Annotated in this window: 15 protein-coding genes; 10 read left to right on the forward strand and 5 right to left on the reverse strand. The window is 72.2% G+C overall.

Features of this window, described 5'->3' with window-relative positions; genetic code table 11:
- Window positions 1-2 precede the first annotated feature (2 nt).
- Window positions 3-512: a GNAT family N-acetyltransferase gene (locus ACWC9T_RS17090; RefSeq protein ID WP_449821850.1), complete on the forward strand. Its 510-nt coding sequence runs from the start codon at window positions 3-5 to the stop codon at window positions 510-512.
- 67 nt (window positions 513-579) lie between these two features.
- On the opposite strand, the gene ACWC9T_RS17095 is transcribed toward ACWC9T_RS17090, so the two are convergent.
- From ACWC9T_RS17095 to ACWC9T_RS17110, 4 genes are all read right to left on the reverse strand, one after another.
- Window positions 580-1,089, reverse strand: coding sequence for a methylated-DNA--[protein]-cysteine S-methyltransferase (locus ACWC9T_RS17095; protein WP_449821851.1), 510 nt, complete (start codon window positions 1,087-1,089; stop codon window positions 580-582).
- Window positions 1,086-2,690: a DNA-3-methyladenine glycosylase 2 family protein gene (locus ACWC9T_RS17100; protein ID WP_449821852.1), complete on the reverse strand. Its 1,605-nt coding sequence runs from the start codon at window positions 2,688-2,690 to the stop codon at window positions 1,086-1,088. The genes ACWC9T_RS17095 and ACWC9T_RS17100 overlap by 4 nt, the downstream gene beginning before the upstream one ends.
- Window positions 2,691-2,961: 271 nt before the next feature.
- The gene (gene rsgA, locus ACWC9T_RS17105; RefSeq protein ID WP_449821853.1) at window positions 2,962-4,095 is read right to left on the reverse strand and encodes a ribosome small subunit-dependent GTPase A; all 1,134 of its coding nucleotides are present in this window, start codon (window positions 4,093-4,095) and stop codon (window positions 2,962-2,964) included.
- A 314-nt stretch (window positions 4,096-4,409) separates the two neighbouring features.
- Window positions 4,410-5,486, reverse strand: coding sequence for a cytochrome c oxidase assembly protein (locus ACWC9T_RS17110; protein ID WP_449821854.1), 1,077 nt, complete (start codon window positions 5,484-5,486; stop codon window positions 4,410-4,412).
- Window positions 5,487-5,698: 212 nt separating this feature from the next.
- Here ACWC9T_RS17110 and ACWC9T_RS17115 point away from each other — a divergent pair, with 212 nt between their 5' ends.
- Entirely contained in the window at window positions 5,699-7,372 is a 1,674-nt protein-coding gene (locus ACWC9T_RS17115) for an FtsW/RodA/SpoVE family cell cycle protein (protein WP_449821855.1), read from the forward strand.
- A 92-nt stretch (window positions 7,373-7,464) separates the two neighbouring features.
- Here the strand turns inward: ACWC9T_RS17115 and ACWC9T_RS17120 are convergent, their stop codons facing one another.
- On the reverse strand, window positions 7,465-8,766 hold the full coding sequence (locus tag ACWC9T_RS17120; protein ID WP_449821856.1) for a YihY/virulence factor BrkB family protein: 1,302 nt from the start codon (window positions 8,764-8,766) through the stop codon (window positions 7,465-7,467).
- 179 nt (window positions 8,767-8,945) lie between these two features.
- On the opposite strand from ACWC9T_RS17120, the gene ACWC9T_RS17125 reads away from it, so the two are divergent.
- The 8 genes from ACWC9T_RS17125 (at window position 8,946) to ACWC9T_RS17160 (ending at window position 16,282) form a co-directional block, all read left to right on the forward strand.
- The gene (locus ACWC9T_RS17125) at window positions 8,946-9,029 is read left to right on the forward strand and encodes a putative leader peptide (RefSeq protein WP_318264789.1); all 84 of its coding nucleotides are present in this window, start codon (window positions 8,946-8,948) and stop codon (window positions 9,027-9,029) included.
- 199 nt (window positions 9,030-9,228) lie between these two features.
- A complete protein-coding gene (locus ACWC9T_RS17130; protein ID WP_449821857.1) occupies window positions 9,229-10,953 on the forward strand; it encodes a nitrite/sulfite reductase in 1,725 nt (574 codons plus the stop codon).
- Window positions 10,954-11,026: 73 nt separating this feature from the next.
- The gene (locus tag ACWC9T_RS17135; protein WP_449821858.1) at window positions 11,027-11,206 is read left to right on the forward strand and encodes a hypothetical protein; all 180 of its coding nucleotides are present in this window, start codon (window positions 11,027-11,029) and stop codon (window positions 11,204-11,206) included.
- A complete protein-coding gene (locus tag ACWC9T_RS17140; RefSeq protein ID WP_449821859.1) occupies window positions 11,187-11,888 on the forward strand; it encodes a phosphoadenylyl-sulfate reductase in 702 nt (233 codons plus the stop codon). The genes ACWC9T_RS17135 and ACWC9T_RS17140 overlap by 20 nt, the downstream gene beginning before the upstream one ends.
- A 47-nt stretch (window positions 11,889-11,935) precedes the next feature.
- Complete coding sequence (gene cysC, locus ACWC9T_RS17145; RefSeq protein ID WP_449821865.1) at window positions 11,936-12,526, forward strand: adenylyl-sulfate kinase; 591 nt, start codon at window positions 11,936-11,938, stop codon at window positions 12,524-12,526.
- Entirely contained in the window at window positions 12,523-13,482 is a 960-nt protein-coding gene (gene cysD / locus ACWC9T_RS17150; RefSeq protein ID WP_449821860.1) for a sulfate adenylyltransferase subunit CysD, read from the forward strand. Before cysC ends, cysD begins: the two co-directional genes overlap by 4 nt.
- Before the next feature lies 1 nt (window position 13,483).
- Window positions 13,484-14,833, forward strand: a complete 1,350-nt coding sequence (locus ACWC9T_RS17155) for a sulfate adenylyltransferase subunit 1 (protein ID WP_449821861.1) — start codon at window positions 13,484-13,486, stop codon at window positions 14,831-14,833.
- 240 nt (window positions 14,834-15,073) lie between these two features.
- Complete coding sequence (locus ACWC9T_RS17160; RefSeq protein WP_449821862.1) at window positions 15,074-16,282, forward strand: aliphatic sulfonate ABC transporter substrate-binding protein; 1,209 nt, start codon at window positions 15,074-15,076, stop codon at window positions 16,280-16,282.
- Window positions 16,283-16,602: the final 320 nt, after the last annotated feature.

A 16,602-nucleotide genomic window follows, 5' to 3' on the forward strand; every position in this document is an offset into this window, starting at 1 on the left:
GCATGAGCACCGTGGAAGTACGGATCGAGCCCTGGACCGACGCGGACCTCACGCTGCTGCGCGGGGTCAACACGCCAGAGATGAAGAAGCACGTCGGCGGGCCGGAGACCGAGGAGCAGCTGCTCGTCCGGCACGGGCGCTACCTGGACTTCGTCCCGTCCGGCCTGGGCTGCATGTACCGGATCGTACTGCTGCCCGAGGGCGAGGCGGTCGGGACGGTCGGCTACGGCACCCGGACCTGGGAGGGCGAGACGGTGCACGAGATGGGGTGGAACGTGCTGCCCGGCCACCAGGGTCGGGGCATCGCGGTGGCCGCCGCCCGGGCCGCCGTCGACGCCGCCCGGCGCGAGGCCGCCCATCGCCATCTGCACGCCTTCCCGTCGGTGGACAACCCCGCCTCCAACGCGGTCTGCGCGAAGGCCGGGTTCACGCTGCTCGGCCAGACGGACTTCGAGTTCCCGCCCGGGCGGTTCATGCGCAGCAACAACTGGCGGGTGGACCTGCGCGGTTGAACCGCCTTCGGGCCCGGGTCAGACGCCAGCCCAGGTCAGACGCCCGTCCCATGTCGCGGCCCCGCGGTCAGAAGAGGGTGCCGCTCTCCAGCTCCAGCAGCCAGCGCTTGCGGTCCACGCCAGCGGCGAAGCCGGTGAGCGCGCCGCCGGCACCCAGCACCCGGTGGCAGGGACGGACGATCAGCAGCGGGTTGGCGCCCACCGCGCCACCGACCGCCCGGACCATCCGCGGCTCCTGCCCGGCCAGCTCGGCGAGTTGGCCGTAGGTGACGGTCCTGCCGTACGGGATCTCGTCCAGCGCGGCCCAGATCCGGCGGCGGAACTCGGTGCCCTCGGGCGCCAGCGGGAGGTCGAAGGTGGTGCGTTCGCCGGCGAAGTAGGCGGTCAGCTGCGCCACCGGCTCGGCGAGGGCCTCGGGGTCGAGCACCCAGTCGTCGGCGGGCTCGGCCAGCGCGTACTTCTGCCCGGGCGCGGTGACGGTGGCCAGGGCCGCCGAGCCGCCGTCCTCGGGCAGCACGCCGCTGAGCAACAGCTGGCCGAAGGGGCTCTCCATGGTGGTGTAGACGGTGGTGGTCATGCCGGGTCGTGCTCCGTTCCGGTGCTGGTGCTGAGCTTGGGGCTGGGGCTGGGGCTGGGGCTGGTGTTCGCGGGACCGGCCCACAGCCGGTGGACGGCGTAGGAGCGCCACGGGGCCCAGGCCTCGGCCGCGCGGGCGGCGGACTTCGGGTCGCCGTCGGCGCCCAGCCGGGTGAGGCCGTGCTTGACGCCCACATCACTCGGGAGGAAGACGTCGGGGTCGGCCAGGGCCCTCATCCGCAGGTAGCCGACCGTCCAGGGGCCGATGCCGGGCAGGGCCAGCAGCTGGGCCGCGGCCTCCTCCCGGTCGACCCCACCGTCGAGGCGGACCGCACCCTCCGCCAGCGCGGCGCACAGACCGGTGAGCGCGCGGCGGCGGGCGGCGGGCATCGCGAAGTCCTCCGGGTCGGCGGTGGCCATGGCCGCCGCCGTGGGGAAGAGCAGCCGCAGGCCGCCGTTGGGCTCGGGCAGCGCGGTGCCGTACTTCTCGGCGAGCCGGCCCGCCAGGGTGCGCGCGGCACCGACCGTGACCTGTTGGCCGAGCACGGCACGGACGGCGAGCTCATGCGGGTCCACGTGGCCGGGCGAGCGCAGGCCCCGACGCTCGCGGACCAGCGGCCCGAGCACCGGGTCGGCGCCGAGCTGCTCGTCGACGGTGTCCGGGTCGGCGTCCAGGTCGAAGAGGGTGCGCAGTCGCTGGACGGCGGTCGGCAGGTCGCGCAGGTCGGCCAGCAGCAGACGGCAGTCGAGCCAGCCGCGGGTCCGCGGCTCGTCCGGCACGAGTCCGTCGACCTCGGCGATGCCGTGCCCGTACGGGAGCGAGAGGGTGCGCCGGTAGGTGCGGACGCCGGGGAGCGCGCCGGGCACGACCTCCTCCACGCCGGGGACGGCACGCAGGGCGAGGAAGTCGATCAGGTGGTCGCTGTCGATCGCGCCGCGGTAGGCGAGGCGCAGGGTGAGACCGCCGGCCGGGGTCGCGGTGCGGCGGCCGGCCGCGACCTCGGCGCGCAGGCCGGTGGGGGTGCGGTCGTAGACCTCGCGGACGGTGTCGTTGAACTGGCGGACGGAGGCGAAGCCTGCCGCGAAGGCGATGTCGGTGACGGGCAGCTCGGTGGTCTGCAGCAGCAGACGGGCGGTCTGGGCGCGGCGGGCGCGGGCCAGGGCGATCGGGCCGGCGCCGAGTTCGGCGGTGAGCTGGCGCTGCAGCTGGCGGGAGCTGTAGCCGAGCCGACCTGCCAGGCCGGCGACGCCCTCGCGGTCCACCACGCCATCGCCGATCAGGCGCATCGCGCGACCGACCAGGTCGGCGCGGTGGTTCCACTCCGGGGAGCCCGGCACGGAGTCGGGGCGGCAGCGGCGGCAGGCGCGGAAGCCGGCGCCCTGGGCGGCCGCGGCACTGGGGTAGAAGCGGCAGTTGGCACGCTTGGGAGTCACGGCGGGGCAGCTCGGTCGGCAGTAGATGCCGGTGGAGGTGACGGCCGTGAAGAAGACGCCGTCGAAGCGGGCGTCGCGGCTGTCCACGGCTCGGTACCGGATGTCGTCGTCGATCACGTTGTCCAGTTTGCGGTACCGGGTGAGGGGCGACTGGCGGGAATCGGACATCACCGTTCGGGGGCCCCGCCCCGCCCTCCCGCCTCCTCCTCCACCCTTTTCCCGCACTTTCCCGCCTCCTGCCCACGCCGGGGCCCGCAGGGCGCCGGCTTCCGCGCTTGCCACCGCTGCCGATGCCGCCGGTGCCGCAGATGTGCCGCCGGTGGACCTGTAGCTCCCGAAGTCCGTGCCGCCCGCACTGCCCGGGCCGACTGGTGGCGCGGGCAGTCCGGACCGCCCGCGCCACCACGCCCCCGGAAGACCGTGGCCGGGCCAGATCAGGTCAGCGCTTCACCGGACCTCCAGCCGCCCGCATCGACTTGGTGATCGTCTTCCACTTGTTCAACCGGGCCTTGGCCACCCGGGCGTCCGAGCGGGAGGCGATCCACTCGTTCTCGCGCTGGAGCTTGAGGTAGCTGTCCATCCGGCGCTGCGGCAGCGTGCCGTCGTCCAGCGCCGCCCGGACCGCGCAGCCGGGCTCGGTGTTGTGGCCGCAGTCGTGGAAGCGGCAGTCCTCGGCCAGCTCGGCTATGTCCGCGAAGGCCAGGTCCACCCCCTCGCCACCGTAGAGGCCGACCTCGCGCAGCCCGGGGGTGTCGATCAGCACGCCACCGCCGGGAAGCGCCGTCAGTTCGCGGGTGGTCGTGGTGTGGCGGCCCTTCTGGTCGACCGAGCGGGCCTCCTGGACGACCATCACCTCGGTGCCGACGAGGGCGTTGGTGAGGGTGGACTTGCCGACGCCGGACTGGCCGATCACCACGGTGGTGCCGGGGGCGCACGCGCGGAGCACGTCGATGCCCTCGCCGGTCTCGGCGCTGACCACCAGCACGGTGACGCCGGGGGCGACCGCCTCGACGTCGGCGCGGATGAACTCGGCGTCGTCGACCAGGTCGGCCTTGGTGAGGACGACCAGCGGTTCGGCGCCGGACTCCCACGCCAGGGCGAGGAAGCGCTCGATCCGCCCGAGGTCGGGATCGACCGCGAGCGAGGCGGCGATCAGCACGGTGTCGACGTTGGCCGCCAGCACCTGGCCGTCGGAGCGCTTGCCGGCCACCTTGCGGATGATCGCGGTGGAGCGCGGCAACAACGCGGAGACGGCGGCCATCGGCTGGGCGTTCAGGTCGACGGCAGCCCAGTCGCCCGTGCACGGGCAGTTGATCATGTCGGCGTCGCCCACTGGCCGGGTGTCGAGCCGGACGGTGCGCAGCTCGCCCGTCTCCGGGTCGGCCAGGACGGCGTCGCACTGGCCGCGGTCGACCCGGACGATCCGGGCGGGGAGCAGTCCGGCCTCGGCGAGCGGGGCGAAGAGCTGCGCGTGCTCGGGCGTCCAGCCGTAGCGGGACAGCGGGGAGTCCTCGGCGGAGGACGGAGAGGCAGAGAGAGGAGAGTACGACGGAACGGAGGCAGCGTTGAACAACGCAGTGGCCCTTCGGGAGGAGATGGTCCCGGCGGGCTACGGCTGGCGCGGAAGGCTCAGCCTGCGGCCGGGAAAAGGAGGTGAACGCGAGTGCTGCCCAGGGCAGCTATCGGGGCGACAACGACCACGGGGGTTCACCTCCTGCTCTCTACTCCTCGGGTGGCCCAACGGCCCCCGAACCGGACGCGTCACACGCTAGCGGAACGGCTGTATGCGGCCAACCTATTTTTGACCTGCGCAAACGTACTCGCGGAGGCCGGAAGGGGCTCGGTCGGAGGCCGAAGCGGGTCCAGCCAGGGGCCGAACGGCCGCGGTCAGCCGCCGTACCGGTGCTTGAGGTTCGGGTCGTCCAGCCACCAGGGCCGCATGCCGGTCTCCTCCTCCTCCGGCAGCCCCGCCGCCCGGGCCTCCTCGGCGGCCGCCTCGAAGCGGGCGTCCAGCTCGGCGTCGACGGCCTTGATCTCCTCGCGCCCCTGCACCACCATCCGCCGCACCAGCGCGGCCAGGAACGGCAGCCCGACGAGGTCCCCCAGCACCCAGAAGGCGTTGCCGCCCCAGGTCTGGTCCTGCGCCAGGCTCGGCCCCCAGGGCCGGCCGAGCGCCACGTAGTAGTGCTCGGCGACGAGGTGGCCGCCGTAGATCAGCACGATCCCCAGGCCCGCGTCGAAGATCACTTCGGCGAAGGTGATGAACAGCCCGACCAGGTGCGGGTACTCGTGCCCGACCGGGTCGAGCTGCAGCCGCGGCCAGAAGTACGCCAGGCCGAGCAGCACCAGCGCCAAGTGCAGCACCACGTTGCCGACCCCGCTGGAGAGCGACCACTCGTACCAGGGCGTGAAGTAGAGCAGCCACGGCGGCGCCATCAGCAGCGCGGTGGAGACCGCCGGGAACATCAGCACCTTGGACGGCCGGCTGCGCAGCGCCCGCAGGATCCGCTCGCGGCGGTGGTCCGGCGAGGACTCGACCAGCAGCGAGACGGGCGCGCCGAGGGCGAGCAGCAGCGGGACGACCATGAGCAGCAGCACGACCTGCACGGCCCGGTCGGTGAAGAGGATCCGCTCGTAGACGCCGAGGCCGGAGCAGGTGCACCAGATCCACAGCAGCAGCCCGCCGAGGAAGGCGGCGGTGCGCGTGGGTTGCCAGCGCTCGCCGCCCCGACGGACGGTGCGCACCGCGGTCAGGTACCAGCCGCCGAGCAGCACCGAGAGCGCGAGCACCAGCGGTTCGAAGGTCCAGGAGGTGACCAGGTCGGACCACTGCCACGCGGGCGGTCCGCTGTACGCAAGCGCCGCGCCGTCCATCCGTCCACTCACCTCGTCCGCAGCCGCCACCCGGCCGTCGCCGGATGGCGCCGGGAAGGGCGCCGGGCACAGGCCGCGGCGCCCGGCCATGATGGCGCTCCCCACGCGACCGGCCCTGCGCGGGGCCCACCTCTATACCCCGACCTGAACAAAGCTTTACCTAGCCCCGACAAAGGTTTGCCAAGGCAAAGTTCTGCCCTAGCCGACCCCGGGACCGCAACCGGCGGAGAGCCCTGTTCGTCTGGCAGGATGCACCGTCGGCGATACCGGCCACGTGGGTGACAACAAGGGGACGACAAGAGGTGCAAAGCACTGCACGCGGCGAGGGCCGCCGGCTGGCCGCGCGCCACCGCAATATCGAGCTGGGCCTGCTGGTCCTCGCGGTGGCCGTCTGTCTGGCGGGACACATCGACGCCTCGCTGGCGCTGACCGGCTCGATGCCGAAGGGGCTGCTCGTCCACGGTCTGTCCCTCGGGGCACTGGTCGCGGTGGCGCACCTGGCGGTGCGCCGGTTCGCGCCGTACGCCGACCCGCTGATCCTGCCGATCGGGGTGTTCCTGACCGGCTTCGGGCTGATGCTGCTGGACCGGCTGGACTTCAGCTACAAGGCCGCGCACGCGGTCAAGGGCGACTACCAGAAGCTCCCCGCCGCGCCCTCCCAGTTCATGTGGGTGTTCATCTCGGTGGCGGCGGCGCTCGCACTGATCGTCTTCGTCAAGCACCACCGCTTCTTCCAGCGGTACGTCTATGTGCTCATGGCGGGCGCGCTGATCCTGCTGACCGCGCCGGTGTTCTCGCCGACCGACAGCTTCGGTGCCAAGCGGTGGATCAAGCTCCCCGGGCTGCCCTCCTTCGAGCCCGACGAGTTCGTGAAGGTCGCGATCACGATCTTCTTCGCGGGCTACCTGATGGCCAACCGGGACGCCCTGGCGCTGGCAGGGCGAAAGGTCTGGGGGATGACCCTGCCGCGCGGCCGGCACGCCGGGCCGGTGCTGGCGATCTGGGCGGTCAGCCTGCTGGTGCTGATCTTCGAGCGCGACCTGGGCACCTCGCTGATCTTCTTCGGCCTCTTCATCGTGATGCTGTACGTGGCGACCGAGCGCACCAGCTGGGTGGTGCTCGGCGTGATCATGGCGGTCGGCGGAGCGACGGTGGTCGGCACCGTGGAACCGCACGTGCACGGGCGCGTCGAGGCCTGGCTGCACCCGATGGACTACTACAAGCCGGTGCACGACCCGGCGATCTCCGAGCAGCCCGCCGAGGCACTGTTCAGCCTCGGCACCGGGCACATGACCGGGACGGGCCTGGGCTCGGGCCGGCCCTGGCTGATCGGCTTCGCCGGGCGCAGCGACTTCATCTTCACCACCATCGGCGAGGAGCTGGGCCTGGCCGGGGTGACGGCGGTGCTGCTGGTGTACGTGCTGCTGATCCAGCGCGGGCTGCGCACCGCGGTCGGCCTGACCGACCCGTTCGGCAAGCTGCTGGCCACCGGCCTGTCGGCGGCGCTCGCTCTGCAGATCTTCGTGGTCGTCGGCGGTGTGAGCGGGCTGGTCCCGCTGACCGGTAAGGCGCTGCCGTTCCTGGCCGCGGGTGGCTCCTCACTGCTGGCGAACTGGCTGATGGTCGCGCTGCTGATCAAACTGAGCGACTCCTCGGGGCGCACCGCCCTGGAGCCGGCCCCGCCGAGCCCGGAGCCGCTTCCGGCGAAGGTCGGCCCGGCCGACCGCTCGGCGACGCCCGCCCCGACCGCGCCGGACACCGACCCGAGCCCCGCCCCGGCCGGCGCCGCGGACCCGGGTGCCCCCACCGAGCTGCGCCCCGCGTTCGGCCGCGCCCCCACCGGCCTGCGGCCCGAAGGCCCCCGACCGGGCGGCCCCCAGCCCTCCCACGGCTACCCCCCGGCCACCGACCAGCCCACTCACGGCTACGGCCAGCCCCCGCAGTCGCCGTACCCGCCGAACCCGGCCGCCACCTGATCACCACCCGGTCGTCACATCCGGCCGCAGACGCACGCAGGGCCTCCCCCGCACCCGCGGGGGAGGCCCTGCCCGTACACCCTGATCGCCCGTTACCGCTGCTCCCACGGCGGGCGCGGCGGCCTGGGCGGGTAGCTCGGCGCCGGCCGCTCCGGCGGCGGCCCGGCCGGCCGGTCACTGTCCGGCGGCGGCGGGGCGGGCCGGTGGTGCGGCCCGCCGCGGGCGGTGAGGCGGCCGCGCACGTTGTCGGCGGCCAGTATGTCGGCCCACCGCTCCGGGTACTCGGCGGGTACGTCGACGTCGTCGACCTCCTCCTCGCCCCACTCATCCTCGACGCCCTCGGCCAGACCCAGCTCGCGGGCCCGCCGGGCGCGCTCGACGGCCCGCCGGGCGGCCACCTCGCGGACCACCGCGGCGGCGGCCTCCTCGTGGGCGCGCTCGTTCTCGGCGCGGGCGTCGGCGGTCTCCAGGGTGGGCCAGCGGCGGTCTATGGCGGCGTTCATGGCGGCGCCGATGAGCACCGCGAGGGCCACCACGAAGATCCACAGCAGTACGGCCACCGGCGCGGCCAGCGAGCCGTACACCGAGGGGCCCTCGACCGAGCTGACCAGGTAGAGCCGCAGGCCGACGCTGCAGAAGACCAGCACCACCAGGGCGACCAGGGCGCCGGGGATGTCCTCGCGCCAGGGCGTGGAGACCGGTACGGCCAGGTGGTAGAGGGTGGTCAGGGAGACGATCAGCAGCAGGATCGCGACCGGCCAGTAGGCGGCGCCGACGAGCCCCGCGATGCCGTGCACGGCGTTCTCGACCAGTCCGGGCCCGGCCATCAGCAGCGGCAGCACCAACGAGCTGATCACCAGGGCGCCGAGGTAGAGGCCGAGTGACAGCAGCCGGGTCTTGACGATGCCACGCTTGCCGTCCAGCCCGTACATCACCGTGATGGTGTCGATGAAGATGTAGAGCGCCCGGGATCCGGACCACAGCGACAGCAGGAAGCCGATCGAGATCAGGTCCGGCCGGGTGTGGTCGAAGACCTGGCTGAGCAGCGGCTTGACGACCTCGTTGACGGAGGAGTCCGACAGCACCGTCCCGGAGGCTGAGACGATGTCGTGCTTGAGCCGGTCGATGGTGCCGGCGCCGACGAACTCGTCGAGGTAGCCGAGGGTGGCGGCCAGGCCGAGCAGCAGCGGTGGGATCGACAGGAGGGTGAAGAAGGCCGCCTCGGCGGCGAGGCCGGTGACCCGGTACTCCACGCAGGTGTTGGTGGTGTCCCTCACCAGTTCCCACGCGGTGCGGCGCCAGGTGGCCTGTTTGGCCGCGCGCCGGGAGCCCTTGCCCCGGCGCCGGGAGGGCCGCTCGGGGCTCGGTCTGCTCGTATCGCCTGCTGCTTGCACAGGGCTAACGGTATCGGGCCGCGGCGCTCCGGTTGATCTCCCCCCGGGGGTACGGGCGTGTGGCCGGACACCGGGCGGGGAGCGGCGGGAACCGTTCGGTGTACCGAATAGTGACACTCCAGCGTCCACCATTTGGATGTTAGTGGACCGCGAGTCCCGTGCCGTGCGAATCTCTTGCCATGTCTAGCGCCGGAACCACCTTGGTAGGTCGACTCCACGTCGATCTCCTTCGCGTGTCCAGCGCCATCTGTCCGGTGACCTGAGCCCCCACCCCGCTGCCACCACCGCACCCGGCGCCACCCACCCCGCCATCCCCGCTGAAGCGGCTGCGCAGGCGCCCCGCCCGGCCTCGGTCACTGCTCTCCCGGCCCTGAGAAACAGCAGGTCACAGCAGCAGCGCACCGCCGAGCACGCCCAGCGACCGATCCGGCGTCAGAGCCACCTGCCCCGAAGGACTTCACCATGGCCACCTCCCCCGAGACCGTCGAGCCCACGGCCGACCGCGCCGCCGCGCGCCGCCCCGCCGCGGCTCGCAAGGTGACCCGCCACCGCGGCGAGGGCCAGTGGGGCATGGGCCACTTCACTCCTCTGAACGCCAACGAGCAGTTCAAAAAGGACGACGACGGTCTCAATGTGCGGACACGTATTGAGACGATCTACGCGCACCGGGGCTTCGACTCGATCGACCCCGCCGACCTGCGCGGCCGGATGCGCTGGTGGGGCCTCTACACCCAGCGCAAGGAGGGCATCGACGGCGGCAAGACCGCGATCCTGGACCCGCACGAGCTGGACTCCGAGTACTTCATGCTCCGCGTGCGGATCGACGGCGGCCGGCTGACCGTCCCCCAGCTGCGGGCCGTCGCCGAGGTCTCCGAGCAGTACGCCCGGGGCACCGCCGACCTGACCGACCGCCAGAACATCCAGTACCACTGGATCCGGATCGAGGACGTCCCGGCGATCTGGCAGAAGCTGGAGGCCGTCGGCCTGTCCACCACCGAGGCCTGCGGCGACACCCCGCGCGTCATCCTCGGCTCCCCGGTGGCCGGCATCGCCGAGGACGAGATCATCGACGGCACCCCGGCCATCGAGGAGATCAACCGCCGCTTCATCGGCAACAAGGACTTCTCCAACCTGCCGCGCAAGTTCAAGAGCGCCGTCTCCGGCTCCCCACTGCTGGACGTCGCGCACGAGATCAACGACGTCGCCTTCGTCGGCGTGGTCCACCCCGAGCACGGGCCCGGCTTCGACCTTTGGGTCGGCGGCGGCCTGTCCACCAACCCCAAGCTCGGCGTGCGCCTGGGCGCCTGGGTCCCGCTGGAGCAGGTGCCGGACGTCTTCGGCGGCGTGATCGGCATCTTCCGCGACTACGGCTACCGCCGCCTGCGCAACCGCGCCCGGCTGAAGTTCCTGGTCGCCGACTGGGGCGCGGAGAAGTTCCGTCAGGTGCTGGAGGACGAGTACCTCGAGCACAAGCTGGTCGACGGCCCCGCGCCCGCCGAGCCCGCCGCCCGCTGGCGCGACCACGTCGGCGTCCACCGGCAGAAGGACGGCAGGTACTACATCGGCTTCGCCCCGCGCGTCGGCCGGGTCGACGGCAAGCTGCTCGGCCGGATCGCCGACCTCGCCGCCGCCCACGGCAGCGACCGGGTCCGCACCACCGCCGAGCAGAAGATGCTGATCCTCGACATCGCCGAGGAGCACGTCGAGTCGGTGGTGGCCGGCCTGGAGGCGCTCGACCTGCGGGTCACCCCCTCGCCGTTCCGCCGCGGCACCATGGCCTGCACCGGCATCGAGTACTGCAAGCTCGCCATCGTCGAGACCAAGGAGCGCGGCCGCTCCCTGATCGACGAACTGGAGCAGCGCCTGCCGGGGTTCGCCGAGCCGCTGACCATCAACATCAACGGCTGCCCAAACGCCTGCGCCCGTATCCAGGTCGCCGACATCGGCCTCAAGGGGCAGCTGGTCACCGACGAGCACGGCAACCAGGTCGAGGGCTACCAGGTGCACCTGGGCGGCGCGCTCGGTCTGGAGGCCGGCTTCGGCCGCAAGGTCCGCGGCCTCAAGGTCACCAGCGCCGGCCTGCCCGACTACGTCGAGCGCCTGCTGACCCGCTACCAGGCCGACCGCACCGAGGGCGAGCGCTTCGCCCAGTGGGCTGCCCGGGCCACCGAGGAGCAGCTCTCGTGAGCGGGCGCAGTGAGCGAACCATCAAGAGGTGCGTGTGTCACGAAGTGACCGCCGAGCGAAGCGAGCTGGGCGCATGAGTGAGCGTGCCGCCCCGTTCTTCTGCCCGTACTGCGGGGACGAGGACCTGCGCCCGTCCGAGGCCGGACACGGCGCCTGGGAGTGCCACGGCTGCCGCCGCGCCTTCCAGCTGAAGTTCCTCGGCCTGCTGTCACCGACCAACGGGGGTACGTCCCATGAGCAGCACGACGACTGACTACGAGGAGATCGCCGTCCGGGCCGGCCGCGAACTGGAGGAGGCCACGCCGCAGGAGGTCCTGCGCTGGGCCGCCGACACCTTCGGCAAGCGGTTCTGCGTCACCTCCTCGATGGAGGACGCGGTGGTCGCCCACCTCGCCTCCTCGGTGTTCCCCGGTGTGGACGTGGTGTTCCTGGACACCGGCTACCACTTCGCGGAGACCATCGGCACCCGCGACGCGGTGGCCGCGACCATGCCGGTCAACGTCATCACGCTCAAGCCGCTGAGGACCGTCGCCGAGCAGGACGCCGAGCACGGGCCGAACCTGCACGACCGCGACCCGGACCTGTGCTGCTCGCTGCGCAAGGTCGAGCCGCTGAACCGCGGCCTCGGCGGCTACGACGCCTGGGCCACCGGGCTGCGCCGCGACGAGTCGCCGTCCCGGGCGAACACCCCGGTGGTGGCCTGGGACGCCAAGCGCCGCAAGGTCAAGATCGCCCCGATCGCCCGGTGGACGCAGGAGGACGTGGACGCCTACGTCGCCGCCAACGGCGTGCTGCTCAACCCGCTGCTGTGGGAGGGCTACACCTCGATCGGCTGCTCCCCGCTGTCCTGCACCCGCAAGCCCGCCGAGGGCGAGGACGCCCGGGCCGGCCGCTGGTCCGGCTCCGGCAAGACCGAGTGCGGCATCCACCTCTGAGCCCCTGCCAACTACTGCGTAAGGAAAGAACCGTGACAGCTGACGCCCTGAGCCGCCGCGGCTCCGTCGGGGGCACTGAGGCGGCCCCCGCGGCCGTCCCCTGCGAGCGCGGCGCCACCGTGTGGCTGACCGGGCTGCCGAGCGCGGGCAAGACCACCCTGGCCTTCGCGCTGGCCGAGCGGCTGCGCGCCGAGGGCCACAAGGTCGAGGTCCTGGACGGCGACGAGATCCGCGAGTTCCTCTCCAAGGGCCTCGGCTTCTCCCGCGAGGACCGGCACACCAACGTCACCCGGATCGGCTTCGTCGCCGAGAAGCTCGCCGCCAACGGCGTCAAGGTGCTCGCCCCGGTGATCGCCCCGTTCGCCGACTCCCGCGCCGCCGTGCGCGAGCGGCACGCGGCGGCCGGCACCGAGTTCCTGGAGATCCACGTCGCCACCCCCGTCGAGCTGTGCTCAGACCGCGATGTCAAGGGCCTGTACGCCAAACAGGCCGCCGGTGAGATCTCGGGTCTCACCGGCGTCGATGACCCGTACGAGGCTCCGGAGAATCCGGAGTTCCGCATCCAGACGCAGGACCGAACGGTAGCCGAGTCGACCGCCGAGCTGCACGCCTTCCTGGCCGAGAGGAGTCTCGCATGACCACCGCGACCGACAGCCCGGTCCGCACCGACGACGACCCCGACCAGAATTCGGGGGGGCCCTTCGCGCTGTCCCACCTGGACGCGCTGGAGGCCGAGTCGGTGCACATCTTCCGCGAGGTGGCGGGGGAGTTCGAGCGCCCGGTGATCCTGTTCTCCGGCGGCAAGGACTCCATCCTCATGCTGCACCTGGCGCTCAAGGCCTTCCACCCGGCGCCGGTGCCCTTCTCGCTGCTGCACGTCGACACCGGGCACAACTTCCCCGAGGTCATCGCTTACCGCGACCGTGTCGTGGCGGAGCACAACCTGCGCCTGCACGTCGCCCACGTCCAGGACTTCATCGACCGAGGCGTGCTGCGCGAGCGCCCGGACGGTACCCGCAACCCGCTGCAGACCGTGCCGCTGCTCGACGCGATCGAGAAGAACCGCTTCGACGCGGTGTTCGGCGGCGGACGCCGGGACGAGGAGAAGGCCCGCGCCAAGGAGCGCGTCTTCTCGCTGCGCGACGAGTTCGGCGCCTGGGACCCGCGCCGCCAGCGCCCCGAACTGTGGTCGCTGTACAACGGCCGGCACGCCGTCGGCGAGCACGTGCGGGTCTTCCCGCTGTCCAACTGGACCGAGCTGGACGTCTGGCAGTACATCGAGCGCGAGGGCATCGAACTGCCGGAGATCTACTACGCGCACGAGCGGGACGTCTTCGCCCGGGGCGGCATGTGGCTGACCGCCGGCGAGTGGGGCGGCCCCAAGGACAGCGAGCCCGTCGAGCGGCGACTGGTCCGCTACCGCACCGTCGGCGACATGTCCTGCACCGGAGCCGTCGACTCCGACGCCACCACCATCGAGGCCGTGATCGCCGAGATCGCCGCCTCGCGCCTCACCGAACGCGGTGCGACGCGAGCCGACGACAAACTCTCCGAAGCAGCCATGGAAGACCGCAAGCGCGAGGGGTACTTCTAGGATGACCAGCACCACCCAGGAAGCCACCGCCACAGCGCTGCTGCGCTTCGCCACCGCGGGCTCCGTCGACGACGGCAAGTCCACCCTGGTCGGCCGGCTGCTGCACGATTCCAAGTCGGTGCTCGCCGACCAGCTGGAGGCCGTCGAGCGCGTCTCCCTGGGCCGCGGCCAGGAGGCGCCCGACCTGGCGCTGCTCACCGACGGCCTGCGCGCCGAGCGCGAGCAGGGCATCACCATCGACGTCGCCTACCGCTACTTCGCCACCCCCCGGCGGCGGTTCATCCTCGCCGACACCCCCGGGCACGTGCAGTACACCCGCAACATGGTGACCGGCGCCTCCACCGCCGAGCTCGCCGTCGTCCTGGTCGACGCCCGCAACGGCGTGGTCGAGCAGACCCGCCGGCACGCCGCCGTCGCCGCCCTGCTGCGGGTGCCGCACGTCGTGCTGGCCGTCAACAAGATGGACCTCGTCGACTACGCCGAGCCCGTTTTCGCCGCCATCGCCGAGGAGTTCACCGGCTACGCCGCCTCGCTCGGCGTCAAGGACGTCCTCGCCGTCCCGATCTCGGCGCTCGCCGGGGACAACGTCGTCGAGCCGTCCGCGCGCATGGACTGGTACGGAGGCCCGACCCTGCTGGAGCACCTGGAGACCGTCCCGGTCGGCAGCGACCCCAGCCTGGAGGCCGCCCGCTTCCCGGTCCAGTACGTGATCCGCCCGCAGACCGAGGAGCACCCCGACTACCGCGGCTACGCGGGCCAGTTGGCCTCCGGGGTGCTGCGGGTCGGCGACAGCGTCACCGTACTGCCCTCCGGACACACCACCACCGTCTCCGGGATCGACGCGCTCGGCCGGGAGACCGACATCGCCTGGGCCCCGCAGTCGGTCACCGTCCGGCTCGCCGACGACCTCGACATCTCCCGCGGCGACCTGATCGCCGCCGGGGCGGCCCCCGCCCCGACCAAGGACATCGAGGCCACCGTCAGCCACCTCAACGAGCGTCCGCTGCGTGCCGGGTGCAAGGTGCTCCTCAAGCACACCACCCGCACGGTGCGCGCGCTGGTCAAGGAGATCTCCTACCGGATCGACATCACTGCGCCGATCGGTGAAGGGGGCCTCGAACAGCGCAGCGCCCCCGAGGGGTTGAACGTCAACGACATCGGCCACGTGCGGCTGCGCACCGCCGAACCGCTGGCCCTGGACGGCTACAGCGACAACCGCCGCACCGGCTCGTTCCTGCTGATCGACCCGGCCGACGGCACCACCCTCACCGCCGGGATGGCGGGCGAGGCCTTCGAGACCGTACGCACCGACGACGCGCCCGACGCATCCGAAGAGGAGGACTGGGTCTGATGCCCAGCGAGGCGTTCTCGGGCATGGACAAGGAAGGCGGCCGCATCGGCAGCGGCGTCCTCGGCAGCGGCCAGGGCGGCTTGACCCGATGTGTGGACCGACAGGGCTGACCGCCCTGTCACCGGGCCGCTTCCGCCACCGCGGCCCGGCCTGCCCCGGCACCTCGATGCCGCGCACACCACCTTCCGACCTCCCGCCCGGGACCGCCTCCTGACGGTCCGTCCGCGAACAGGACTCACCATGGCACCGCACCCGACGCCCTCGCGCAGCATTGCCTCCCATGGGCTGCCCCGCCCCAACGCCGGGCGGATCAGACGCCGCGCCGCGGCCGCCGTCGCCGGCCTGGCCGCCGTGGCCCTGCTGTCGGCCTGCGGCTACGGCTCCAAGGCCGCCGACAAGGGCTCCACCGACGGCTCGGCCAACTCCTGGGCCGCGGCCGGCGGTTCGGGCGCCAAGCTCTCCGCCGACACCGTGAAGATCGGCTACTTCGCCAACCTGACCCACGGCACCGCGCTGGTCGGCCTCCAGGAGGGCACCTTCCAGAAGGAGTTGGGCGCCACCCGGGTCAAGACCCAGGTCTTCAACGCGGGCCCGGCCGAGATCGAGGCGCTCAACGCCGGCTCCATCGACATCGGCTGGATCGGCCCCTCCCCCGCGATCAACGGCTACACCAAGTCCGACGGCAAGTCGCTGAAGATCATCGGAGGTTCGGCCTCCGGCGGGGTCAAGCTGGTGGTCAACCCGGACAAGGTCTCCTCGCTCGACGACCTCAGGGGCAAGAAGATCGCCACCCCGCAGCTGGGCAACACCCAGGACGTGGCGCTGCTCAACTACCTCGCGGGCAAGGGCTACAAGGTCGACGCGGCCTCCGGCGCGGGCGACGTCTCGGTGGTGCGCACCGACAACAAGGTCACCCCCGACGCCTACCGGCAGGGCTCCATCGACGGCGCCTGGGTGCCCGAGCCGACCGCCTCCAAGCTGGTCACGCTCGGCGCGAAGGTCCTGCTCAACGAGAAGGACGTCTGGCCGGACAAGAAGTTCGTGATCACCAACATCATCGTCTCGCAGAAGTTCCTCAAGGAGCACCCGGACGTGGTGGAGGCCGTGCTGCGCGGCTCGGTGAAGACCAACGCCTTCATCAAGGCCAACCCCGACAAGGCCAAGGCCGACGCCAACGAGGCGATCAAGAGGGAGGCCGGCAACGCCCTGGAGCCGGCCGTCCTCGACCCGGCCTGGCAGGACATCGACTTCCTGGACGACCCGCTGGCGAACACCCTGCAGGCCGAGGCCGACCACGCCGTGACCGCCGGGCTGCTCAAGCTGCCCAGATCAAGTTCCGCTGGCGCAGGGGCGAACCTGAACGGCATCTACGACCTCACCCTGCTGAACAAGGTCCTCGCGGCCCAGGGCCAGGCCCCCGTGGCGGACGCCGGACCGGGCGCCGAGTAACGCCCTCCACAGGGCGGTTCACCCCCGATTCCGCGGTCCGGCCCCCGCCCTCCCGGTCGATCCCCGATCGATGCCCACCGGGACGGGCGGGGCCGGGCCCCGGCTCCAGCTCCGCAGCCGTTGCCGGACCACTCACGCAGGAGGTGCCCGCATGAGCGAGGGCAGCGAGCGAATCATCAAGAGGCGCGCGTGGGCGAATGCCCCCGCCGAGCGAAGCGAGGAGGACGCATGAGCGAGGGCAGCGAGCGAATCATCAAGAGGCGCGCGTGGGCGAATGCCCCCGCCGAGCGAAGCGAGGAGGACGCATGAGCGAGGGCAGC

Source organism: Kitasatospora sp. NPDC001159, from assembly GCF_053598235.1.